Source organism: Listeria grayi (assembly GCF_900638015.1).
Taxonomy (GTDB): domain Bacteria; phylum Bacillota; class Bacilli; order Lactobacillales; family Listeriaceae; genus Listeria; species Listeria grayi.
The window spans coordinates 125,366-147,593 of record NZ_LR134483.1 but is presented as its reverse complement, the minus strand read 5'-3'; the positions used below and the strand labels follow the sequence as shown (position 1 = coordinate 147,593).

Here is a 22,228-nt window from a genome sequence, read left to right as displayed (position 1 = left end):
CTCGCTAATGATTGGATCGTTAGCGGGGATTGTTAAGGTTCTTACCGTTTCGCTGTTTTAATATTGATGTTGGGATAGCAATGATGTTATTAAACTCCTCGTTACTTGTTTCTGTCGGCTCAACATTTTCATTAAGCGCCACATAAAACCTGTATGTTCCCATACTTGCCTCGCCTTTTCTCCTTCTATTACAATATGTTTTTTTAGGTGAATGCTGTATAAATTCTTATCTCAAGAGTTTCAGGATCTGTTAACTTTTCTAGTGACTTTTTTTCAAATATTTTGATGTATATAAAAAAGAGAGCATGATTTCTCTCTTTTTCACCTTAATTATTTCGCTTCATCTTCCAAAGAAAATATTTCTTCAATTGATCCATTCAGTCCATGTTCCGCTATTCTCACTTGTGGTGGATATCCACTTTTCAAACGCAAAAACACCCTTGCCCAAAAAGATTGTTTAACTTTGAAATCTTCAAATGAATATAAGCTTATTCCGATTATTCTATATCGGCCTTCCGAAAAAACGGATATGTGTTGAATATCTTTCCATGCAATGGTGGCATAGTTGACAGGGGTAATGTATGTAGAGACCCCTTTTGAGCTGAGCACAAGCAGTGGCTTGAAACGAAGCAAGCGAAGTAACATGAGCACAGCCCCCACACTAAAAATCAAAACTCCCACTGGCAGCATCAAGCGCATCATTATTTCGTCAAACATTGTAGAATCTTGCGGTCGTGGCTGCTTATAAGCCCAAATAAGAAAAGCACCCATAGCCGTGCAGAAAACAAAGTAGGAAAATCCTAGCCCATAACGAAAATACACCCTTCTCTCATTTTCACCATGAATGATAGAGGCAAAAAACTTCTCTCCGAATATATCTTTTGTGATATACCCTTTTTCTTCTAAGGCTGAAAAATCCGAATCTTTTACAGGCTTCCAACCTTGACTTAATCTTTTTTTCAAGTACCATTCATTGTACTTCATTGCGTAGAAAACAACTAACATAAGCAGCAACACGTAAAAGCCCGTCAGTATTCCAATCAGCAAGCACGTGAGAAATAGCAGGAAATATAGAATGGCTTGTTTGAAATCTTTTTTGAATACTGGTACTAAAAAACAAAATATCAGGCAAGCAAAGCTAAAGCCAAAATTTATTGTCGTTGTTTGCTTACCGCTCGGCGCCTTTAGTTTCACTACCTCTTCCTTTGAATATGTATTTTCATTCATAAAAAATGCCCTTTCTATTTTCTAGTATAGTATTTCTCAGACTTAGTTGATGGCTGACCAGAATGGTTTCTCTCTGGTACGCCGACTTCACTATATTTCGTTTCTCCTGTAACTACTTGTGTTTTCGAAGTTCCAAAAGCAAATTGACCAGATAAATTACTGTCCACTTCCTTGAAACTTTTGCGAAGAATCGAAACTTTATCATAATTTTTCTGGATAAAGTCACCGAATTCATGTGTCATTTTAGTCCGAAGATTTGTCAGATAGGCTTTCATAGCATCAGCAGCCGGGCCACTGAAAGACTCATTAATTACCCCTTCAATAAGAAGCAATTGCGAAGTGACTTCTTCTGAGGCGTCAATATATTTCATAATCTTACTGTCAACTTCTTTAAGGAATGCTGGATTTATTTTAACTTCTTTCCCCATAAAGACCATCCTTTCTATCTAGATGTTTTTGATTTGATTAGCAACCGTTTTATCCATGTCACTTACGTTTTCACAATAATGCAGAATATCACTTTTAAATCCTCTAATCAATACCGAATATTCTTGTGCTACACTTGCAAGTTTTAAAAGGCTCTCACCAAGTACATCGACCGCTTGCCCAGACACTGCGCTATCTCCTACAACCGATGTTATTACTACAGTTTGGTTATCAAAGGCTTCCAATTTCGCCATAAGTTTAGTGAGGGCGGATTCCATTTTTGCTTTGTCAATTTTGACCGTTTTTGTAACATCGACACTAACGCTACTTTTGGTTTTGTTTTTTCCTTTTCTGTTGGTTCTTTTGTTTTTCCCGGTGTTCCCGTCCATATATGCTTGTGCCATTTTTTTAACTCCTTTTTATTTTTTGTTGTCTAGTTCTTTGAATTTGAAATTGTAGAGCGAACCTGTGATTTCTTTTTTATTGAAAGTGATAACGTCTTTGGTGTAATTTAATACTCTAAATGTCATCGGAATAATCGTCCCTTCTCTTGGCTTTATTGGATCATAATTTTCGGACGAAAGTTCAAATCCATTTGGCACTACTTTTGCTTTTGGATCTATTGTAATTTGCATATCTCCATCAAACTCTATATTGGAAATTGGCTTAGAACGATTATTGATAATGACTGCTAAAATTACTAACTCACGATTGTCTACATCATAGTAACTGTCATAACTCAAAATTGTGATTGAATTCTTATATACGTTTTGTGTTGTATCATTGTATTCATTGACACCATTTTGAAACAACTTATATTCTTCTTTACCTGCTCTTGGATCCTTTATTGCTTTTGGCAGGTTAACTTTAATTCGTTTTTTTTCTAAGGGTATATTTTCATTACTCGCTATTTCTACGTAATCTTTCTTAACTTTCTTCTTTTTTTCTTGTTGTTCTGTCTTTTCTTTATTTTCCTTCTTTTGAGGCGAAGTAGCTTCTTTTGCTCCACAAGCTGTTAACATTGCCACGATAACTAGTAAAATTACTCCACTCCATATGCGCTTTTCCAATTTAGATAGTCCCCTTTTTCAGGTTCTTTAAATTGACTTAAATCAACTTTAACATCCCCTGACCCGTTCGATTGCTATTTTTTACTGTCTAGCTCTTTAAATTTAAAGTTATACATAGAACCCGTAATTTCTTTTTTATCGAAAGTGATAACGTCTTTGGTGTAGTTTAATACTCGGAAGGAGAGAGGGACTACCGTTCCTTCCCCTGGATATATTGGCTTTGCTAAATCAGGAGTTATTGCAAAGGTATTTGGTATAACTTTTGCTTTTGGATCTATTACAATTTGCATATCTGCCTCGAACTCGATATTAGTAATTGGTTTTCTACGATTATTTATGAGTATTGCTGCTATGATAAGCTCTCTGCTTTCTTCATCGTAATAGCTATCATAGCTTAATATAGTGATGGAATTTTTATAGATTTCTTGCACTGTGTTATTATATTCATCCACACCTTCTTGCGATAGTTTGCGATCTTCTTCGCTTGTCCTAGGATCATTTAATATTTTCGGCAAAGTTATCTTAACTCGTTTTTTTTCCAACGCTACGTGTTCATTACTTGCGATTTCTACGTAATTGTCTTTAGCTTCTTTCTTTTTTGGTGTTCCTTTTGATTGGCTAGTTTTGTTTTTTTGTTTTTCCTTTATTTCAGAAGAAGTATCTACGTTTGATCCACATGCCGTTAACATAGTAGCGATGATCAATATGCTTACTCCCCACCATATGCGCTTTTCCAATTTAGTTAGCCTCCTTTTTCCGGTTCTTTAAATTGACTTAAATCAATGTCTTTAATTCCCATACATCTCAACTTTTTCATCGCCGCTTCTTGACCCTCTTTTTCCCATGTTTGTAGTCTGTTGCATCTGATGTTTTTAGGATCTCGCTGGAATCGCTAGCGTTTTGGACTTTGACTTTGATTATAGTTAGTATGACTCTTTTATCTGTTTAAATAAGCAAAAAGAGAAAGCAAAAAACTTTCTCTTCCTACTCCAGTTATTATTTCAAGTTTCCTCTTTTAATATTCGCTCCATATTTAAGCTATGCCACTTTGCCCCAATCATTTTTGAATTGACTTTAAAGCGAATTTCATCTTCTTCTGTAAGAATTCTTAAAACATAGCCAAGGAGTTTCTTCTTAAAAATCACCGATTGAACCTTAACTTTATCAATAATGGCAGGCGGTTCTTCTATGATTTCCCCTGTTAGATTATCAATTGGAATAATGATGATCTCTTTTTTTGTAAAATAAATAACGTTATATTTTAAATTCAATACAGCTGCACTTCCTAGTAATGCACTACTTATTTTCGATGGCATCATTGTTCCCCAAATAGCAGAACAAGTCTGTGGTTTTAAATCCAATTTTTTTATATACTCATTGATAGTTGTCTCTTTTAAAAACATTCATACTTCCTCCTCGTTAGGCATAATACCTACTTTAATTTGAACGTATTGCTTAGAGATGTCCCCAGCTAACTCATGAAAAAATGGGGTTACTTGTTCTAGGTTATTTTCGTACATGAAATTTAATAGTTCAGCATACGCATACTCAGTTAAAGCCTCGTATTCGCCAGAAAACCTCAACATTAGCATATTATCTATATAAAAGTAGCTTCTAAACTCTAAATCTTTTAATGAGATACAATATGCCTCTTCTACAGCAGCAAACATAGTTATATACATCATTTCGTCCATGGGCATGTTATTTAGACTATAGAACAGGTTCCCTTTGAGAGTTAGTTTATGATCTTCTACCACTATTCTTATAAAGTCCTCGATAGCTTCACCGAAATCTTTGTAATGGCAGTAATACTCTTTGGCTACAACGTTTTTACAAGCAATTGATTCACTCGTACTGATCATAGGTATCAACATCCTTATCATTTCCGATAATTGGTGCATAAATATCGAACCACATTTCCCCAAAAACATCTAAACCTACGTGGAAAAAATTTTGCGCTAACTGCAATTGATTTTCAAGTGCATACTGTTCTAAAAGGTTATAAGCTTCCGTTATCTCACCATCGAGATCTGAATATCTTATATAAATGGCGTTCGGAATAGCAATGATGTCATCAAACTCATATTCGCTTTCTTCTGTCAGTTCAACTTTTTCATTAAGTGCCACATAAAACGTGTATGTTCCCATATTCGGTTCACCTTCTACCTGTTCTCTTTCAAAAACCACTGGCCCAACAGGATATATCCCTTCTGTTACAACATGGTTTCTTAGGAGAATAGCTATATCCGACCATTCCTCATTATCAACGGTTTGTTTCAGACTCAAGACGTTTGTTAAAACAAATGAACCCTCATGTATCTTCATTTTTTCTTCCTCCGTTTTTGTTTTTTCTTGTTGATTCGGTATTTAGTTGCTTCTTCGTAGGTAACGGTAAAGCTTGGGAATTTGATTCTACAGTAAGCGATGAGAATGAATTCTTGGACACCTGTTAAAAAACATAAATTTAAGAAGCAAAATATCGTAATAGTTCCCAAATTTACAATGCCATCATTAAAATAAATATACAATAAAATTACGCTAGCTAAAAAAACCAACGTATAGACTAAAATAAGCTTCAGCATAAGATTCCATACAAATAATCCCCGTCCTTTTTTTGATAGTTCTTTATTACGAACATTGTTTAGCGTATTAATGGTTATAAAAATAAAAAACAGAAAACTTCCTATAAGGAAAATTATTAGCCACTCCACGAATTGATGTACCCATTTTCTATCTATGCTAGATAAATAAAAAATAAAAAAAGGAAAATATGCTATAAATATAGTATAGAGGACTGTCACTACTCCTATAATTTTTTGGATTTTAAATACCATTTTTTCAAACAATACACATAAACAGAATAAGATAATCAGTAAGATAATCATAACCCCACTACCTATGAAAAGACCTTTAAATAACTCTGAGGTTTTTTTAAAATCTACTGCATAATATATAGCAAAAAAGCAAATTCCTAGCAATGCTCCACTATATAGTAGTATTCCTAGAAAAAAAGCTACTTCTCCATTTGGGCTAAGTCTATCTTTTGCTACTGACTTCAGCTTAAAGAAATACGATTCATCCATATTTTATCACCTACCAAAATATTTTCTTCAATTTATTTCCAACCCATTTCGTTCCTTTTTTCACAGCACTCTTGGTATGTTCAATAACACTCTTTGGAGGTTGTCCCCATTTGATATTATCTGCCGCTGCGCTGATTCCAATTCCTACCCCCATTCCTATAACAGTTCCAAGTGGCGGAAGAAATGCCGATCCAACAGTAGCTCCAGCTGCCGCTGCTCCAGCATTAAATCCAACATCAACAGCAGAATCCGTTGCTACATCAGCAATATCATGTAACTGAAATCCATCTTTTTGTGATTCAGCTATATTATCTCCAATAGATATAACCGAACTCACCATCCCAAGACCTTTCATCGTCTTACCTAATTTACCAGCCTTAGAAAACTCTCCTTTAAAATCTTTGAGTTGATTTTTCCAATCCCAAGCCTTTAGTTTACTAGTACTTTTCACTAGCTCAGATTTAAAGTTATTTAATCCTGTCTTCCCTAGCGCCTTCACACTACCCAAATTTTTTTCCAATATCTTATAATCTTGGAAAGCCTTAAAATCAGGCAACTTATAAATTTCTCTTTTTAAATATTTTAATCTTTTTTTACTGACATCAAACTTAAATCCACCATCAACTAGCCTATCAATCATTTTTTTATCTTTTGATAATTTTAACATTGCCGCTACTTGTGCCAATTCATCTGCATCGTCAATCGCAAATTTATATACGCCTTTAAGTTTCCCGCTGCTAGTTTTTGCTACATCAAAAGTTACACCTAATTTCCTACCATATTTGATGTATCCGCGCACAGCACCAGATGCTATAAAATCAAGATATTTCTTATTACTAGCCACAGACTTATACGCATTGTTGATGGAAACAATCCCGCCAATTAGAGTTCCAAACCAACTACTGGTCTTCATCTGACTTGTTGAAGCGGAGGACATATCTGATTTTGAAGCACTTTGTATCCCTTTTTCAAGGGCTTCAATCATTGTTTGGCTTTCTAATAAACCTGTATCGGGAGCACCTTCAAACTCTGCTAATTTTTCTAATGACTTTACTATTTGTTCTCTTGCCTTGTTAATACTTTGAGTAATTTCAGTAGCGCTAGGATAACTAGCGTTAGTTATATCTTGCACTTCCTCTATTATCTTTTTGCCCTCGCTATGCGTATTATTAAAGTCATTTTTTATATTGGCTATTTTTTTAACAATATCTCGTAAGTAGTCTTCTACCATGATTGAACTGTCACTACTATCTACTTTACTTTTATATTCGCTTGTTGTTTTTTTAAAACTTTCTCGAAGATTAGTACTAGATGCTGCAAAGGAAGCCATCAAGCTCCCATGGATCTCATCAAGATAATTTTTAGTATTTGTTGCTGCCTTACCTGAAAAAGAATTTAGCGTAGCAAAGGAATTGAACTTTTTTTGCAAACTGTTTAGACGTTGTTCTAAAACCTTACTATCTTCTATAAATTGCTTTTTCAGCGCTTGTACTTCTTGAAAATACATTTGTTTACTCATTACATCACCTCATTTCTAGTTGTCCATTTGACTTTTCCACTCCATTACTATTACTAGCTAACTGATCCCCCAACTCTTTATCCTTTCTCTCTATTTCTATACCGATAGCTTGTATTTTATGAATATCTTTACTCAATAATGCCTCGTATCGCTTTAATTGTTCTGTTAGTTTTTTTGATGCTCTACAATAATCTTTAAATCTTCTCAAATTTGTTTTATTTAACTTTAATTGCCGTATTTTAACTGATGCAAGACTTTTGTATTCAGATTTAATAGCACCAATCTTAGAATCAAAAGCTGATTTATTTAACTTGATTTCTGTCATTTCTCATCAGCCTCTTTCTTTTTCTTTATAGTAATTTCGCTTTTCAAATTCGCAATTCCTCTTTTAGTACTGGAAACTTCACTTTGCTTCGCATTAATTCTACTATTTAAACCCCTTATACTATTTTCTAACTCATCTCTTGTCACATGTATCTTCTGAACATACTTATTTAATTCTGGCACCATTTGTTCGTAATATATATTATTGAACTTCCTTTCTAATTGTCCTCTCCATTTATTATTTTCAATATGGAGTTTATTAAAAGCTCGTTGATGTCCTTGGAATTCTTGAATTTTAGTGGTAAGTTTAATTTTAGCCTTGTTGAGTCTTTGTTTTTTTTCATTTAACATTTGAATTTCAGATTGTAAATTGGACAACTCTGCATTGAGGCTAATTTGCTTGCTTTGTAAAATCGCAATATCATTACTCATTTTAAATCATCCTTTCAAGGGTTATTTTTAGGAACCTTGATTTTTGTTGCTACACGGTTTGAAATTAAATACGCTTCTTGTTCATTCATTACTGATTGATAAGTATCCGGATTACTTACCTCAAACAATGATTGCCCATAAGTCTTTCTAAATAATAAAATGGTAGAGAGTAATTTTAATGCTTTCGATAATTTATCATAGTTATACTCCAATGTTTCGAATATACATCCAATTACAAAATGAATACCCATAAATGCAGCATTGTTTACCATATCAACAAGTGTATTAGTAGCCTCTTCACTTAATTGATCTAACACCTCATAAATATCTGCAAAAACAATCATAATTGGTTTAAATTGTTTAGAAAACTCTTCTGGTAGCACTTCTGGATTCTTTCTTTGTTCCTCTTTAAAGGCAGATTCACGTTTATCATAAATCCCTTTAAACTGCATTATTGCCCTTTCAGTGCCTTCAGCATTATTGACATATAAAGACGACTCGCTTCGAAGATTTGATAGCACTCGTTTTTTAGTATCTACAACCCCTATATCCCATGCTTTAGACCTAATCATTGCGTTTGCTAAAACATGGATCGTACTTTGATTTTCTTCTTGATTAGTAGCAACAATTAACAAATTTTCCAATACTCTGAAGTCCAAACCTACTAATTCTACTCGTTCCATTTCAATTCCAACTGGTAGCACTCCTTTTTCGAATTTATCGAAACCATCCCACTTAACAAAATCAGTATATGACAGTTCATCTGGTACCATTGGAATAGATTTAGGGGTACTCCCCTGCCATCTGTCTATCATTTCTTTGCCCTCTTTTTGAATACTAGCAATCATCGCTAATACATCATCTGCTTTGTTTGGCAGTGCAACCTGGAATAGCGTCGGATCCTCTAGTTTAATTAATCCCCTTCCCGGTAAATCTTCAATTTTTAATGACGTTCTCCCCACAATACTTGAAACTTCCCCTGTCTCAATGAGATATAAAGCAATTTGTGTTTTGATGCTTGCTGCAAGTTGCATATTTAACGCATTTTGCCTATTAGCACTAATAGCTAAAAACACACCAACTGAAGCTCCTTCACGTCCTATTTGTGTTATGAGCGGTAACAATGTTTCTTCTAGTCCAGATTCTTTAACACTGTCAAAGTTATCAATTGTCACTAATATATTGGGTAAGATCTGACCACTAGCCTTTTCAAACATTTCTAAGTTTGCTACACCATAATTACTTAAATATTTTTTGCGTTCTTTTATAGTTTCGCTTATTCGACTAATAAACTTCATACACTTTTCTTTTTCGTCTATTAATATTGTGTCAGCAACATGAGGAATATCTTTAAGTGGAAGCAGTCCATTTGTACCAAAATCTAGTAAATATACATGTAAATGCTCTGGATTATGCTTTCTTACCAGTCCCATTACTAAACTTTGTAAAAATGTAGATTTTCCGTATCCTGGGCTAGAAAATATGGCCACATGTCCATCTTTATTTAAGTCCAATACAAGCGGTGACTGAGATTGCAATTCTGGTTGATCCACTATTCCTACGACTGCTCTCAATGATGCTTTTTCTCTTCCCCAACTCTCCTCATACACAACCCGCTCAAGCTCTGGCAAATAAATCCGCTCCTCAAGCGGTGGCAACCAAGGTCTCGCCAGTGCCTCGATCCCCTCTGCTTCCGTATACGCGTGAATATGATCAATCACTGCATCCAGTTCTGACGGCAGTTTAGTCAATTCATCTTTCTTATCCAGCCCGCTTAAGTCTTCTGTTAAAATATCATACTGTCCCAGGTCATTGATCGCGTACACTGTGGTATCCATGTAGCTTTCATCTTCTTTATCTGGAATATAATCTGCACCGCTCCAAGCGCTTTGGAATAGTTCGTAGATCTCGTTATTGCCGACTTGTAAGTATGCACGGCCTGGGAGGGTGATGTCTGCTGCATCTGGTGTTTTTAGGATCTCGCTGGAATCGCTGGCGTTTTGGACTTTTAGTGCTAGTTTGAATTTGGAGTTGGACCAGATTTGATCGTCAACAACGCCGCTTGGTTTTTGGGTGGCTAGGATCAAGTGGATGCCTAGTGACCTGCCGATTCGGGCGGTAGAAACGAGTTCTTTCATAAATTCTGGTTGTTCGGATTTTAATTCGGCAAATTCATCGGAGATCAAGAAAAGATGCGGCATTGCTTCTTTTGCTTTTCCTTGTTTATATAATTTTTGATATTGGTTGATATGGTTGACATCATACTCGCCGAACAAGCGCTGGCGTTTTTGCAGTTCTGCTTTGATCGAAGCGAGTGCCCGCATGGATTGTGCGCCGTCAAGGTTTGTGATCGTACCAAGCAAATGCGGCATATTGCGGAATAAATTAGCCATACCACCGCCTTTATAGTCGATCAGCAGGAAGGCTACTTCGTATGGGTGGAAATTTACACCTAGGGAAATGATGTAGGATTGAATGATCTCTGATTTCCCTGAACCAGTCGTTCCTGCTACTAATCCGTGTGGTCCATGTGCTTTTTCATGCAGATTCAGCTGGACAAGGTCGTCCTTTCCTCGTAATCCAAGTGGAACTGCTAGGCTTTTGTAGGTTTCATTTGTTTGCCAGCGCATCGCAATATTCAGATCTTCGACGTGATCGACACCATACATTTCCAAAAATGTAACTGTTTCGGGTATCGAGTTCTTGAGATTTTGAAGGTGATTGAGTGGCGCTAATGCTCGGCTCAACACTTCTTTATCGAAATCTTTCGGCAGATGATCGGGGTGGAAGGCGCGGTTTACCAGTTCGCCTTGCTCCAAAATAATATTCCCGTTCTTAGAATCGCGGATGTCCACAACTGTTTTGACGTGCTCTGGAAGGCTTTGCATCACATCCTGTACAAATACCAAAGAGACTCCTAGTTCGCTAGGATCTTCGTTGAAAAATTCCATGACTGTGTGATCCAAAATCATTTTTTCATCGGTGATCAACACAACAAAATGCGGTGTGAAATACATTTTTTCATTTTTATTTGGATTTTCTGTAAGTGCTTGCTTGCGTTCTTTCAAAATCTGGTATAGCGAATTCAGCACTTGATCGCGGGAACGCTCATGATAAACAAACCCGCGTACGTTGACATCTCTAAGATCCGCATGCGGAAGCCAGCGCATCCATTCCCAATCCTGTTTTTCTTCTTCTGGAAAGATCGTGATAAACTGGACGTCATAATAGCTATGGAAAAACGCTGTCTGCATAACGAGCATTTGTAGTTGTTCGATCACAAGGCGTCTAGGTCCGATATAGCCGACTGGTCCATTCATCAAGTCTGTTGCGACGGGAACATTTGGCACAAAATGATATTGTTCTTTCAATCTTCTCGCGTCATCAATAAGAGCATCTTTTTCCTGCGAGAATTCTTCTTCTTTAAAATCGATTTTAAAACTGCTGTCTTCTGTTCCTAGTCCTACGCGAAATGTAAGGAAATCATGATGAAACATTGTTTTTTCATAAATGCGCGGATCGATCTGAACAGCTTTTGTTTGGATTTCTTCAATGCTCGGATAATGGTAATTCAACGCATAGCTTTGTTTCTCGCTGATTTCATGCAGTTCTTTTGTCTTCGTTTTGAGATAGGCTTGATACTTTTCTTCTCGTTCTTTTGTATCGACTTTATATTGTTTGCTATTTTTAATAAATGTGGTGAGTGACATGATAACGGTCATGCCGGTCATTCCTAAGGTCATCAAAATATAGATGCCGCGCGGCTGGAAAATCGATACTAACAATGTGATCGCGATCATCACAAGCGGCGGCAAAATAACTTTAAGCAGACCCTCTGTTGGTTTGGTCGGCTTGCTGGCAGGTTTTGCAATCGTCAATTTGTTTTCTGGAGCGCGGTAAATGATCCGCGGCGAGCGGTGGTAGTCCGGGTAATCCTCTGGCAAAGCATTGTCTGCTGCAAATAAAGGAGCTAACCTGCTTGTCGTTTGACCGCTAGCAGCAATGATAGTGATCGCCTCTTTTTCGATTTGAAAATGGATACCACCAACATATAATTGATCGCCTGCTTGCAAAACTTTTTTTTGCGTGACGCGTTCAAAGTTATGATAAACTTCTCCTTCATATAAAGTTAATGTAAAATCAGTCGTTTTTTGATCGCGCAGTAGGACAAAATCAGCGTCCACATCTGATAAGACGATATCACTCGCTTTATCGGAGCCTATGGTGACGCCAAGCTCTGCCGAAATATCATAGTGTTTCGTTTCTAATTCTTCCAATAGGTGAAAAGTTAGGCCGGGCGCTATCTTGACAGCTCGCCCAACTGGCAGCGGCTGCTGCCCTACCTGCCATTGATTTTCTTTCCAACTAACTTCCAGTACTTCCGTTAGTTCTGGGTAAGTAATGCTGTCCGTAGGTTTGCTTCCAATTGTAATGACATCTTCTTGATGTAATTGCTGTTTATGACAAGTCGTTCCATTGCTGATAAGCAGTAAGGCTGTTTGTGTCATTTTTCTGGTCTCCCTTATTTGTTTTCATCTTTTTTTGTTGTTTCTTCGTCCAACGTCTTTAATTCTTCTTCGATCGCTTTTTGTTTACTTAATTTTTCATTCCCGCTCAATTTACTGTTATTTTTCACTTGTTCGAGTTGTTTGATCAAGCTGTACATCCGTAAGTCTTTTTGATCCAGTAATTTAGCAATATCATTGGACTTAGCAAAATCACCGCGTCCATTATAGATCCAATAAAGTAGCGTTTGTGGATCAGATTTCAGACTGATGCTGCGCATGATATTTTCTTTTCGCTTATCATCCAACTTTTCACCTTGTAGATAGGCATAAGCTAATTCATATTGTGTTGTTTTCGGCATTTTTTCCGGATTTACTTTTTCTAAGTCGGAAATCACTTTATCATAATCTGTCTTTAAGAAATTTTCATTGGCAGTAAGCAGCGTTGTTTGATAAGGGATCTTCACAAAAGCAAAATAAAGTAGTGGCACCGCAAGCAGGACTGCTGCGATAATGAAACCGATCGCCAAGCCCTTGAAGGTTTTGAAATTCTTCTTGGGAACAAGCAACATATTTTTAGCCACTGTTTTCAACTCAGCTTGGTAAAGTTCTTCCAAAAGTGTCATCAATTCTCGGATGCTCTTCGTTTCAGTGACCTTTTTTTCAAAACTTGTTGCCCGGGCATTATGCAGCGACCCGGAATAGAGGTTTTCAAAACTATATTTCTTCGAGAACATCGCGATAACCAAACAACGATATTGCTTAAATAAGGTTTCTTCATTCATTTCATAAGGTGGTAGAATCCGCTTGATACCACGATGCACGATCAGTGGATTTAAATTCAAATCAAAAACGATATTATCCGGATGTAAGAAAAAAGTGTAACGTGTGCTTAGAAAAGCGGCTAAACTCCCTACATTATGTAGCGCCCGTAATTTGTCTTTTCGTTCCATTCGTTCGATTTCAGCGAATGAATACGTATTTTTGTCGATTTCATAGTGAAATATATAACTGTCGTTCTCGTGCAAGATTTCCACTGGCGCCATCTTTTCGTTTGGTTGTTTCAGTAGTTCCAGTTCATCCATCGCTTTGACCTTTGTTCGTGACTCCGCAAAGGTCACAGACCATTGCGTGTCTTCATACGTAAATTCATAACCTGTTCCATCCATCTCAATTGTTCGTGTCATTTTGTTAGACCCCTTTTTATAAAATTTCTAAGATGTCGCCATTCGCAATCGGATAATCCGTTAATTTATCATTATCACTTAACAAAATGGCTTTATTTGTTACTTTGATACTGCATTTGGAGATATCTTGATAGTCTAGTTTGAGCGTGTCTGCTAAATTAACGATCAATGCTTTAACAGGTTGATGAACCGGGATACGCAGATCATGATTCCCGGCTCCCCAACGGCTGAAATCGATCGTTACATTAATATGAGTCTGGGCTGCCATGTCATTTCCTCCTCTTTCTATTCAAAAACATTACGGCAAGCGGCATAAATACCGGCGATTATGGCAACAAGCGTCCCAATGACGATTCCACCGACTGTTTTATTTTTTTCGTTTTTCAAATCATCACTGTGCGTCTCATCTTCTGTTGGCATCGTTTGTTTGTGGTTGAATACTTGTGTTTTATAGGCAGCTGCAGTATTTTCTGTCTTGGATGTTCCTGTAAAAAGTGTTTTCTGCCACTTTTCCAATCTTTCCCTTTCTGCTTTCCGCTCTGCTGCAAGCTGCTTATTCATTTTCGCTGTAAATAGTGGAATCCCTGTTTCGTCTAACACTGTTTCTGATTGTTCTTCTTTTTTCTTTTTTTTCTCAGTCTCGCTCATTTGCAAACGGTCCGTTTTGATATCCATTTGTCCATCGTTATCCAAGTATCCGTCCGTCTGTGCGAAGGCGATGCTCGGAATAGACAGACTCAACCAGAAAACAGCCAGTACTGCTGCTAGTTTAGAGATCATCATCTAACACCTCGGTTTCCTGTTTGATCCCTTTTCGCCATACAAACAGATTCAATGTGGTAAAGACGGCTGTCACTCCAATAAGTGCATAAATAAGCACTGTGAAATTCGGCTGCGCGCCAAAGACGTCTCCCAAGAGTTTTTCCACATATTGAAGTGGCGAGAGGTTTCTTATTTTGGCAAAGATAGATTCAGGATCTACTTTCATGCCGACAGCGTCCGTCAAGAACAAATAGCTGCTGATGACTGCCAAAATAATGAACATCCCGAGCATTTGCAGCTGCCGCAATAAATACGTGAATACAGTCACCAGTGTCAGCATGATCAATATGGAGATCCCTAACCATAAGAATATCCCTATTTCTTCAATATGAAATAATTTACCTGTGATCAAACCAACTGTCAGTCCCTCAGCAATTGCGATCCCCACTGCCATGAATGTGATTGGCAAGTTCCGCATGGCGAATGAGATTTCTGCCAAGAAAATATCTTGGCCCAAACGTTGCTTCTCTTGATAGGCAATGACATAGCTGGTAAAAAGTGCGATGATGATAAAGATGACCACCGTATAATAAGGAGTCGTTTTATCGCCTGCTAGAATGGTACCGGCATTTACTTTTTTTACCGGATTGCTTAAAAAGTCATATAACTTCTCATTCTGGCGTTCCCCCACTCGACTATTGCTCATCACATTAGAGAAGTTCTTTTGAAACGTCTGGTCAGATTGTAGTTTTTCGCCTAGTTTTTTGTTTAGGCCCGCTGCTTCCCCAATCAACGCCTTACCACTGGATTGGATCGCTTTTGCTTCTTTATCGATCGCATCGAAAGTTTTATAAACACCGTCTGCCGAGTCCATACTTCCTTTAGCGCCTTCTGCCAGTGATTCACTGCGCATGAGCAAGTCGCTGAAATTGGTGCCCAGCTCCATAACTGCTTGTTTTTCTTCTCCGGAATGCTTTACTACTGTAGCATTATGATCCACGAGTTCCATACTCTTTTCACGCCATGCTTCCAGTTCTGCCAACATTTTTGCTAAATTATCATTTTGCGCCCCTGCTTCATTGACTGCTTGTTTTAATCTCGGCGTCAGATCTGCTGACCGGTTGTCGGCATCGAGCATAGCGCTCTGATAATCCTTGATTCGATTCTCAAATGCTTGGACGCGCGCCGCATATTCTTTTGTGATTTTATCGGAAGAAACGTAAATCAATTTGTCGATCACATCTTCATTATTGAATATATAATCATAAGAACCTGATTTGGCCACTTCATCTAAACGCCAGTGATAATCGTTCAGATCGGGTAATGTAGAATTATCAGCTGGGTTTAAACCGTAGTAAAGCTGGTAAAGAACATTCAGCTGTTCATAATCCCGCAACGTTTTGTAAAATGCTTTGCCTATAACTTGTGTACTTGCAAACGGTATAGCCTCCGTATCGATTGGGACAGCTGGAATCTCTGCTACGATCGGTGCTGGTGGCGTAGGGTCAGGTGTATCGCCTTCCTCGCCATTTTCATCTGGGGCAGGTTGCTCTTCACCGTTATTGTCTGGATTATCGTTTTTTTGATCATCAGTCTGTTTCTCATTTTCAGGAGTAGACGGATCGGGATCAGGTTCCGGCTGTTGGACTTCTGCTTTTTGCTGATACATGACATTCCAATCTAAAGCGCCTAAAAGCGGTGCTTTGCTATCCTCACCCTGAAGATGCACATTCGCCTTTATTGCTACTTTTATAGGCTCTGAATGGGCAGGAAGTGTAAATTTCATTCCATTTGTCCTCGCTGAACCATAGTCATAGGATTCAGGTTCCGAAACAGCAATCGGATCATTATTATCATCTACTAGCGTAATCTGATCAAACTGAAAACCATCAGCAAGCGTCAGATAAAAAGTCGTCTCATATTCACTAGCTGGTATCGTTGTCCTGCTACTTTTTACTTCTTTTCCACTTCTCCACTCGGCAGCCACTTTGTCTATTGCTTCTTGAAGAGGTAATTGTGATGCGTTGGGATAGAAATCGTCTGGGAACATACTGTGATTTTCATTGTAAAACCGCTTGGAAAGCAATATGATATTTTCATATTTGCTTTCATTTAGTCCCAGATCCTGCAGGTCTTCTGGTTTAAATGTCGGCAGCCGTTGGATAAGGCTGGCCATTTTCTTTTTAAAGCCTTCATTGATGTCTCCCTTGGTCAATTCATTCAAGTGATACTGCTGCGGTTCCGCTCCTTCTCCTTGCAGAATGCGCTTTAGATCTTCGCTGACTGCTTTATTCAGATCACTATCGAGCGTAGCGAGCAGTTCCTTATCCAATGCCGTGATGCGGCCGTTTGTATCTTTGATGTAGTTTTGCAATGATTGCGTTTGCGACAATAGCGAATTATTGCTACCAATGATCTGAAATTCTGTATATAGATATTGATTTGCCTGCTTTAAAGCCGCTGTTTCATTTATTATTGAATCCGCAGAAAGAGACTGATCAAAAGTGTCCAAACTCTTGGTCAATAGATCGCTGGAAGGCATATTTTTCACCTGTAGATCGGCAGCTGACTGTAGCTGATCATTATATACGCTGTTTGCCTTGCTTCCTTCTTGCAGCGTTTTTTGATAACCGGTCAACAGTTCTTGAAACCCTTTGAAACTCTCTTTTGATGTCCCGGTATAATCTTGGACGGTTTTGAATTGTTTTGTATAGTTGGAAATAGGTGCATTGACATTATTTTGGAAGTGGTTATTATATTCCTTTTCTTTCGCAACCACTTCTTTGATATTATCTTGCGCCTCTTGTAAGTTTGTTAAAATGCTGGCAAAATAAACATCGATCACGCGCTTATTCATGTCTTCCAGAATACCGCTGGCTGTTTTTTCCGCTTCGATCTTTAAATCATTGTTCCCGACATCGTTCACCTTGTAATTGACGGTTATTTTCTCTGGGTCTTTTGAAGTCAGCGAAATCGCTTTTTTAGAAAAATCATTCGGAATCACGATTTCCATATTATAAATATTCCGCTTCAATCCACTTTCACCGACACCTCGGCTAACAACAAACCATTCATGCTCCGTATCTTTCTCAATACTTTTAACGAATTTTTCACCGAAATTCAGGTTTTTCCCATTGAAGTTGCTTCCTTGGTCTTCATTTACAAGCGCAATCGTCATTTTATGTACATTTTTTTGTTTGTCTTCCGGAGTATCCTTCTTGGTCACTTTTTGATTGAATCCTAGATAAGACACTCCAATCGCAAGTAGAACTGCCAATAGAATGAACAGTAAAATACGCCAGTTAATTTTTTTCATTGATTAAATCCACTCCCGTTAGTTTTGCGCATGCTGTGTGATTTCTTTTTTCAGAAAAAGCCATGCAGACAACTGCACGGCTCTACGACATTTTTTCAAAATCGATTTATTAGTTAAGGCCAAAATTTTGCGATAATTCTCTGTCGTGATTTTCGACAGAAGTCGCTGTTTTTTCTAATTGATTTTGAATAGCATCCAATAAATCGGAAAATTGAACTACTTTTGGTTTTAGTTGATTAAATTGATCATCGAAACGAGCAAATGCTTGCCCTTCCCATTCACCGCGTAGTTGCTCTTGCAAATTCTTCAAATTGTTTAAGATTTGATCGATCTCACGTGCACTGTGCCCGTATTTTTTAGCGCGGTCACGCAACTCTGCAGGCGTCATTCTGATTTGTCCAGCCATCTCGTATCTCTCCTTAGTATGTAGATATATTTGTGTTTAGTGACACAAGTCCATTTTAGCATACTCACTTTTCTGATAATACGAACAAATTCCGAACATTTTACGAACGTTTTATGGCGATATTGACACGAAATGTCGTATTTATTAAAAAGAGGCGCAGCAAATGCTACGCCTCTTTTTTCTCTTGTTCCGCCATCTGGGCATTCACTCGTTCGCTTATTTTCATAAATGGTAGATAAATGAACGCACCCATGAAAATCAATAATGCCTGCAAAACGACCGTACGCCAGTCTCCGGCATTGATCATGGTTTCATCACTACAGCGTGACTCATCCAGCCGGTTGCTGTCCCAAACCACCTCTTCGAATTGCATTAAAACAACAAAAAAACTTGATCTTCTGGATAATGTCCGGAAGATCAAGTTTCTTCTTTTTATTTCACCTTCGCACCATTCGGCAAGGCACTATTCGCTTCGATCACGCGTAATTCGCCGTCTTTTTCACCCGACAAAATCATGCCTTCACTCAGCAAGCCGCGTAATTTGACAGGCTTCAAGTTCGCAACTACGATCACTTTCTTGCCTATCAACTCTTCTGGCTCATAGAATTCTGCGATGCCGGAAAGAACTTGGCGTAGCTTACCTTCGCCTAGATCTAATTGGAAACACAGAAGTTTATCTGCTTTTTTCACTTTTTCTACTTCTTTTACTTCTGCAACACGCAAATCGATCTTGTCGAAGTCTTCGATGCCGATTTGCGGAGTTTCGATTGCTTCTGCTTCTGCCTCAGGCTCTTTGACCGTTGCAGTTGCTTTCATTTGATCTTGGATATAGGCAACTTCTTCTTTTGCTTCTAGGCGCGGGAAGATCGGCGTACCTTTTTTCACTACTTTGGTGCCGTCAGGGATCGCACCAAACGTGTAGATGCTGTCCCATTTCTTCAAGTTCTCAGCTTGTAAGCCAAGCTGCATGAAGATCTCACCCGGTGCTCTTGTCAAGAACGGTTGCAAGAGAATCGCAATTGTGCGCAAGCTTTCTGCCAAGTGCGTCATCACGCTAGCCAGCTCTTTCTTGCGGCTTTCGTCTTTGGCAAGCGCCCAAGGTTCTGTTTCATCGATATATTTATTGGTGCGGGAGATCAATGACCATAACTTCGTAAGCGCTACGGAAAATTGCATGTGTTCCATGTTTTTCTCGTATTCTTTCGCCACATCGTCTTTAAAAGTCCGCAATGCATCGTCAAATGGCGTTACATCGCCTTGATATGCCGGGATCTCACCATCAAAATATTTATTGATCATTGCGACCGTCCGATTTAGCAGATTTCCTAAGTCATTTGCCAAATCATAATTTACTCGATCTACAAAGTCCTCCGGCGTGAACAAGCCATCTGAACCGAACGGCACTTCGCGTAGCAAGTAATAGCGCAATGCGTCTAGGCCATAACGGTCGATCAGCATATAAGGATCCACGACATTGCCTTTTGATTTCGACATTTTACCGTCTTTCATCAAGATCCAGCCATGGCCGAAGATCATCTTCGGAAGTGGTAGATCAAGTGCCATTAAAATGATCGGCCAATAGATCGTATGGAAGCGAATGATCTCTTTTCCGACGATATGTACGTCTGCAGGCCAATATTTTTGGAATTTCGTATCATTGTCCGTATTATAGCCCAATGCCGTAATATAGTTGGATAGCGCATCGATCCATACGTAGACAACGTGTTTTGGGTTACCAGGGACCTTGATGCCCCAGTCAAAAGTTGTTCTGGAAACGGCAAGATCTTCTAATCCTGGTTTGATGAAATTATTGATCATTTCGTTTTTGCGCGATTCCGGCAAGATGAATTCAGGATGGGAGTTATAGTATTCGACCAATCGATCGGCATATTTACTCATACGGAAGAAATAGGATTCTTCTTTTACCAATTCCACTTCATTCCCGCTAGGCGCTTTCCCGCCGATCACTTTGCCAGCTTCATCGCGATATACTTCTGCAAGCTGTGTTTCTGTGAAGTATTCTTCGTCAGAAACAGAATACCAGCCCTCATATTCGCCTAAATAAATATCGCCTTGTTCGACAAGACGTTCAAAGATCGCTTGTACACCAGTCTTATGACGTTCTTGGGTAGTACGGATAAAATCCGTGTTCGAGATTTCCAGCTTTTTCCAAAGTTCTTGGAATCCCTCTGCCACCTCATCCACATATTGCTGTTCCGAGATCCCTTGTTCCTTCGCTTTCGCTTGGATCTTCTGCCCATGCTCGTCTGTACCAGTTAAATAAAATACATCATATCCTTTTAAACGCTTGTAACGTGCCATTGCGTCTCCTGCTACAGTCGTATAGGCATGTCCGATGTGTGCTTTTCCGCTAGGATAATAAATAGGTGTCGTTATATAAAACGTGTTTTTCTCTTTTGGCAATCCCTTTCCCTCCTCGTTATCACGCTGTTTGTTAGCATTTGTCTTCTATTATATCATTTTTCTATCAGAACGAAATAAGTCCCGCCCAAAAAAATCGATTAAATTTGACTATTGTTTGGTTATTCCAATCATGATTCCGCCGGCGACCACTAAAATAACGCCGAAAATCACAAAGGAGATCTCTTTTTTCGTTTTCTTTTCGCCAAGCAGAATAATTCCACCTAATGTAGAGATAACGACACCAAGCTGCGAAAGCGAGAATCCAGTCGCTACACCGACCAATCGATTTGCATAGAGCATCGCGGCATTACCGGCTGCCCAGATAAACCCGGGAAGCATCAGCCACGCTGTTTTTCCTGTAAAGCGCTTTTCTACTCCTTTTTGCGTCATCAAAAGCGCACCGATCACCATTCCGACTGCTTGTGGCAAAATCGCATCCCAGCCATTGATATGAAAGCCTTGGATAATCACGACATAACTGATATAGCCAAGCGACGAAATCGCAAGTACGAAGAGCCCTTTGCTTAGCTGATCAGCGCCATCCTCTTCTTTCTCCGCATAAGAGGTTAAAAATATACCGATGATAAGCAGTGCTAATGCTGTAAAACCAAGCACGACCTGCATGGTCTCGCTCCATTCATGGAAAAGAATGACTCCGCATAACGTTGTTCCTACTAACTGCATTCCCGTCGAGATCGGCATCGCTTTGGAAACGCCGATCAATTTAAATGACTGCAGTTGAAATAACTGCCCCACAGCCCAAAAACACCCTGTTAAAAAACCGATCACCAATGTCCCTACAGAAAAAGACGGCGCAGTAAATCCCAGTGCTATCAGCGCAAAAAGCAGCGCACCCATCGTTATTCCCATCGTCTGCTGCCTTGTCGTCCCGCCTATCTTAGTGATGACGATCGGCATACAGCCCCATAATAAAGCTGGGATAAGCGCAATCATGATTGTCAACATATTTCCTCCTCCAGTTTTAGTTGCTTCGTTCATTATAACTTAAATTATTTTCTGGAAAAAGAGATAGTAAAAAGAACTACTTTTATAGTAAAATAAAATTAGAAAGGGGATTAAAAATGGGATTTTTAGAAGCTTATAAAGCGTATTGGAAAAATTACGTGAACTTTTCCGGACGCGCATCTGTATCCGAATATTGGTTTGCCGCACTATGGAATATATTGATTTTAGGCGTTTTATATACAATCATTACCATTGTTTCTGTCTTTACTTTTGCTAGCGTGGCTGCCATCAATGATCAAGCGTCCTTTATCGGCGCCATTCCACTGATGTTGCTTTCATTAGTCACGACATTGTATAGCCTTGCCTGTATCATTCCATCACTCAGCTTAACGATCCGTCGCTTGCATGATTCAAACAAAAGTGGCTGGATGATCTTGCTTGGTTTGATACCAATGGTCGGCGGGATCATTCTTATTGTATTTATGTGTCTTCCTAGTGAAACTGGACGTGTGTATACGCACCAAGATAATGAGTTTGATATTTGAGCAACAAGAATAAAAACCTTTTTGGTATAAAGCCAG

The 22,228-nt window shown here is 38.5% G+C and carries 22 protein-coding genes; 1 reads left to right on the top strand and 21 read right to left on the bottom strand.

The window, feature by feature from the left end:
* Window positions 1-330: 330 nt before the first annotated feature.
* The 21 genes from EL241_RS00725 to EL241_RS00625 all read right to left on the bottom strand — a co-directional run bounded on the left by EL241_RS00725 (window position 331) and on the right by EL241_RS00625 (window position 21,644).
* Complete coding sequence (locus tag EL241_RS00725; protein ID WP_036106758.1) at window positions 331-1,227, bottom strand: STM3941 family protein; 897 nt, start codon at window positions 1,225-1,227, stop codon at window positions 331-333.
* Window positions 1,228-1,241: 14 nt separating this feature from the next.
* Entirely contained in the window at window positions 1,242-1,655 is a 414-nt protein-coding gene (locus tag EL241_RS00720; RefSeq protein WP_052009219.1) for a hypothetical protein, read from the bottom strand.
* Between the two features lie 18 nt (window positions 1,656-1,673).
* Entirely contained in the window at window positions 1,674-2,057 is a 384-nt protein-coding gene (locus EL241_RS00715; protein WP_126320261.1) for a hypothetical protein, read from the bottom strand.
* 15 nt (window positions 2,058-2,072) lie between these two features.
* Entirely contained in the window at window positions 2,073-2,723 is a 651-nt protein-coding gene (locus tag EL241_RS00710) for a hypothetical protein (protein ID WP_232020839.1), read from the bottom strand.
* Between the two features lie 74 nt (window positions 2,724-2,797).
* On the bottom strand, window positions 2,798-3,460 hold the full coding sequence (locus tag EL241_RS00705; protein ID WP_232020838.1) for a hypothetical protein: 663 nt from the start codon (window positions 3,458-3,460) through the stop codon (window positions 2,798-2,800).
* 264 nt (window positions 3,461-3,724) lie between these two features.
* Window positions 3,725-4,126, bottom strand: coding sequence for a hypothetical protein (locus EL241_RS00700; RefSeq protein ID WP_126320260.1), 402 nt, complete (start codon window positions 4,124-4,126; stop codon window positions 3,725-3,727).
* Entirely contained in the window at window positions 4,127-4,585 is a 459-nt protein-coding gene (locus EL241_RS00695) for a DUF5085 family protein (protein ID WP_036106766.1), read from the bottom strand. It lies immediately after the preceding gene.
* Window positions 4,569-5,048 carry a DUF5085 family protein gene (locus tag EL241_RS00690; protein WP_036106769.1) on the bottom strand — a complete coding sequence of 160 codons (480 nt, stop codon included), beginning with the start codon at window positions 5,046-5,048 and terminating at the stop codon, window positions 4,569-4,571. The genes EL241_RS00695 and EL241_RS00690 overlap by 17 nt, the downstream gene beginning before the upstream one ends.
* The gene (locus EL241_RS00685) at window positions 5,045-5,806 is read right to left on the bottom strand and encodes a hypothetical protein (RefSeq protein WP_126320259.1); all 762 of its coding nucleotides are present in this window, start codon (window positions 5,804-5,806) and stop codon (window positions 5,045-5,047) included. The genes EL241_RS00690 and EL241_RS00685 overlap by 4 nt, the downstream gene beginning before the upstream one ends.
* Window positions 5,807-5,816: 10 nt before the next feature.
* Window positions 5,817-7,325 carry a T7SS effector LXG polymorphic toxin gene (locus EL241_RS00680; RefSeq protein WP_115346101.1) on the bottom strand — a complete coding sequence of 503 codons (1,509 nt, stop codon included), beginning with the start codon at window positions 7,323-7,325 and terminating at the stop codon, window positions 5,817-5,819.
* A gap of 4 nt (window positions 7,326-7,329) precedes the next feature.
* On the bottom strand, window positions 7,330-7,650 hold the full coding sequence (locus tag EL241_RS00675) for a TIGR04197 family type VII secretion effector (RefSeq protein WP_036106778.1): 321 nt from the start codon (window positions 7,648-7,650) through the stop codon (window positions 7,330-7,332).
* Entirely contained in the window at window positions 7,647-8,081 is a 435-nt protein-coding gene (locus tag EL241_RS00670; protein ID WP_115346099.1) for a YwqH-like family protein, read from the bottom strand. Before EL241_RS00670 ends, EL241_RS00675 begins: the two co-directional genes overlap by 4 nt.
* A 14-nt stretch (window positions 8,082-8,095) precedes the next feature.
* Window positions 8,096-12,589, bottom strand: a complete 4,494-nt coding sequence (essC, locus tag EL241_RS00665) for a type VII secretion protein EssC (protein WP_126320258.1) — start codon at window positions 12,587-12,589, stop codon at window positions 8,096-8,098.
* 14 nt (window positions 12,590-12,603) lie between these two features.
* Entirely contained in the window at window positions 12,604-13,773 is a 1,170-nt protein-coding gene (gene essB, locus EL241_RS00660) for a type VII secretion protein EssB (RefSeq protein ID WP_003756486.1), read from the bottom strand.
* 16 nt (window positions 13,774-13,789) lie between these two features.
* Window positions 13,790-14,041: an EsaB/YukD family protein gene (locus tag EL241_RS00655; protein ID WP_003756488.1), complete on the bottom strand. Its 252-nt coding sequence runs from the start codon at window positions 14,039-14,041 to the stop codon at window positions 13,790-13,792.
* Between the two features lie 17 nt (window positions 14,042-14,058).
* Complete coding sequence (gene essA, locus EL241_RS00650; protein WP_126320257.1) at window positions 14,059-14,556, bottom strand: type VII secretion protein EssA; 498 nt, start codon at window positions 14,554-14,556, stop codon at window positions 14,059-14,061.
* The gene (esaA, locus tag EL241_RS00645; RefSeq protein WP_126320256.1) at window positions 14,543-17,851 is read right to left on the bottom strand and encodes a type VII secretion protein EsaA; all 3,309 of its coding nucleotides are present in this window, start codon (window positions 17,849-17,851) and stop codon (window positions 14,543-14,545) included. Before esaA ends, essA begins: the two co-directional genes overlap by 14 nt.
* 109 nt (window positions 17,852-17,960) lie before the next feature.
* Window positions 17,961-18,257: a WXG100 family type VII secretion target gene (locus EL241_RS00640; RefSeq protein WP_036106784.1), complete on the bottom strand. Its 297-nt coding sequence runs from the start codon at window positions 18,255-18,257 to the stop codon at window positions 17,961-17,963.
* Window positions 18,258-18,423: 166 nt separating this feature from the next.
* Window positions 18,424-18,630 (bottom strand): hypothetical protein, encoded by a 207-nt coding sequence (locus EL241_RS00635; protein WP_036106786.1) that lies wholly within the window; start codon window positions 18,628-18,630, stop codon window positions 18,424-18,426.
* Window positions 18,631-18,689: 59 nt separating this feature from the next.
* On the bottom strand, window positions 18,690-20,681 hold the full coding sequence (gene metG, locus EL241_RS00630; protein ID WP_003756497.1) for a methionine--tRNA ligase: 1,992 nt from the start codon (window positions 20,679-20,681) through the stop codon (window positions 18,690-18,692).
* A 108-nt stretch (window positions 20,682-20,789) separates the two neighbouring features.
* Window positions 20,790-21,644, bottom strand: coding sequence for a GRP family sugar transporter (locus EL241_RS00625; protein ID WP_077912802.1), 855 nt, complete (start codon window positions 21,642-21,644; stop codon window positions 20,790-20,792).
* A 119-nt stretch (window positions 21,645-21,763) separates the two neighbouring features.
* Here EL241_RS00625 and EL241_RS00620 point away from each other — a divergent pair, with 119 nt between their 5' ends.
* Window positions 21,764-22,192 (top strand): DUF805 domain-containing protein, encoded by a 429-nt coding sequence (locus EL241_RS00620; RefSeq protein WP_036106791.1) that lies wholly within the window; start codon window positions 21,764-21,766, stop codon window positions 22,190-22,192.
* The last annotated feature ends 36 nt before the right edge of the window (window positions 22,193-22,228 follow it).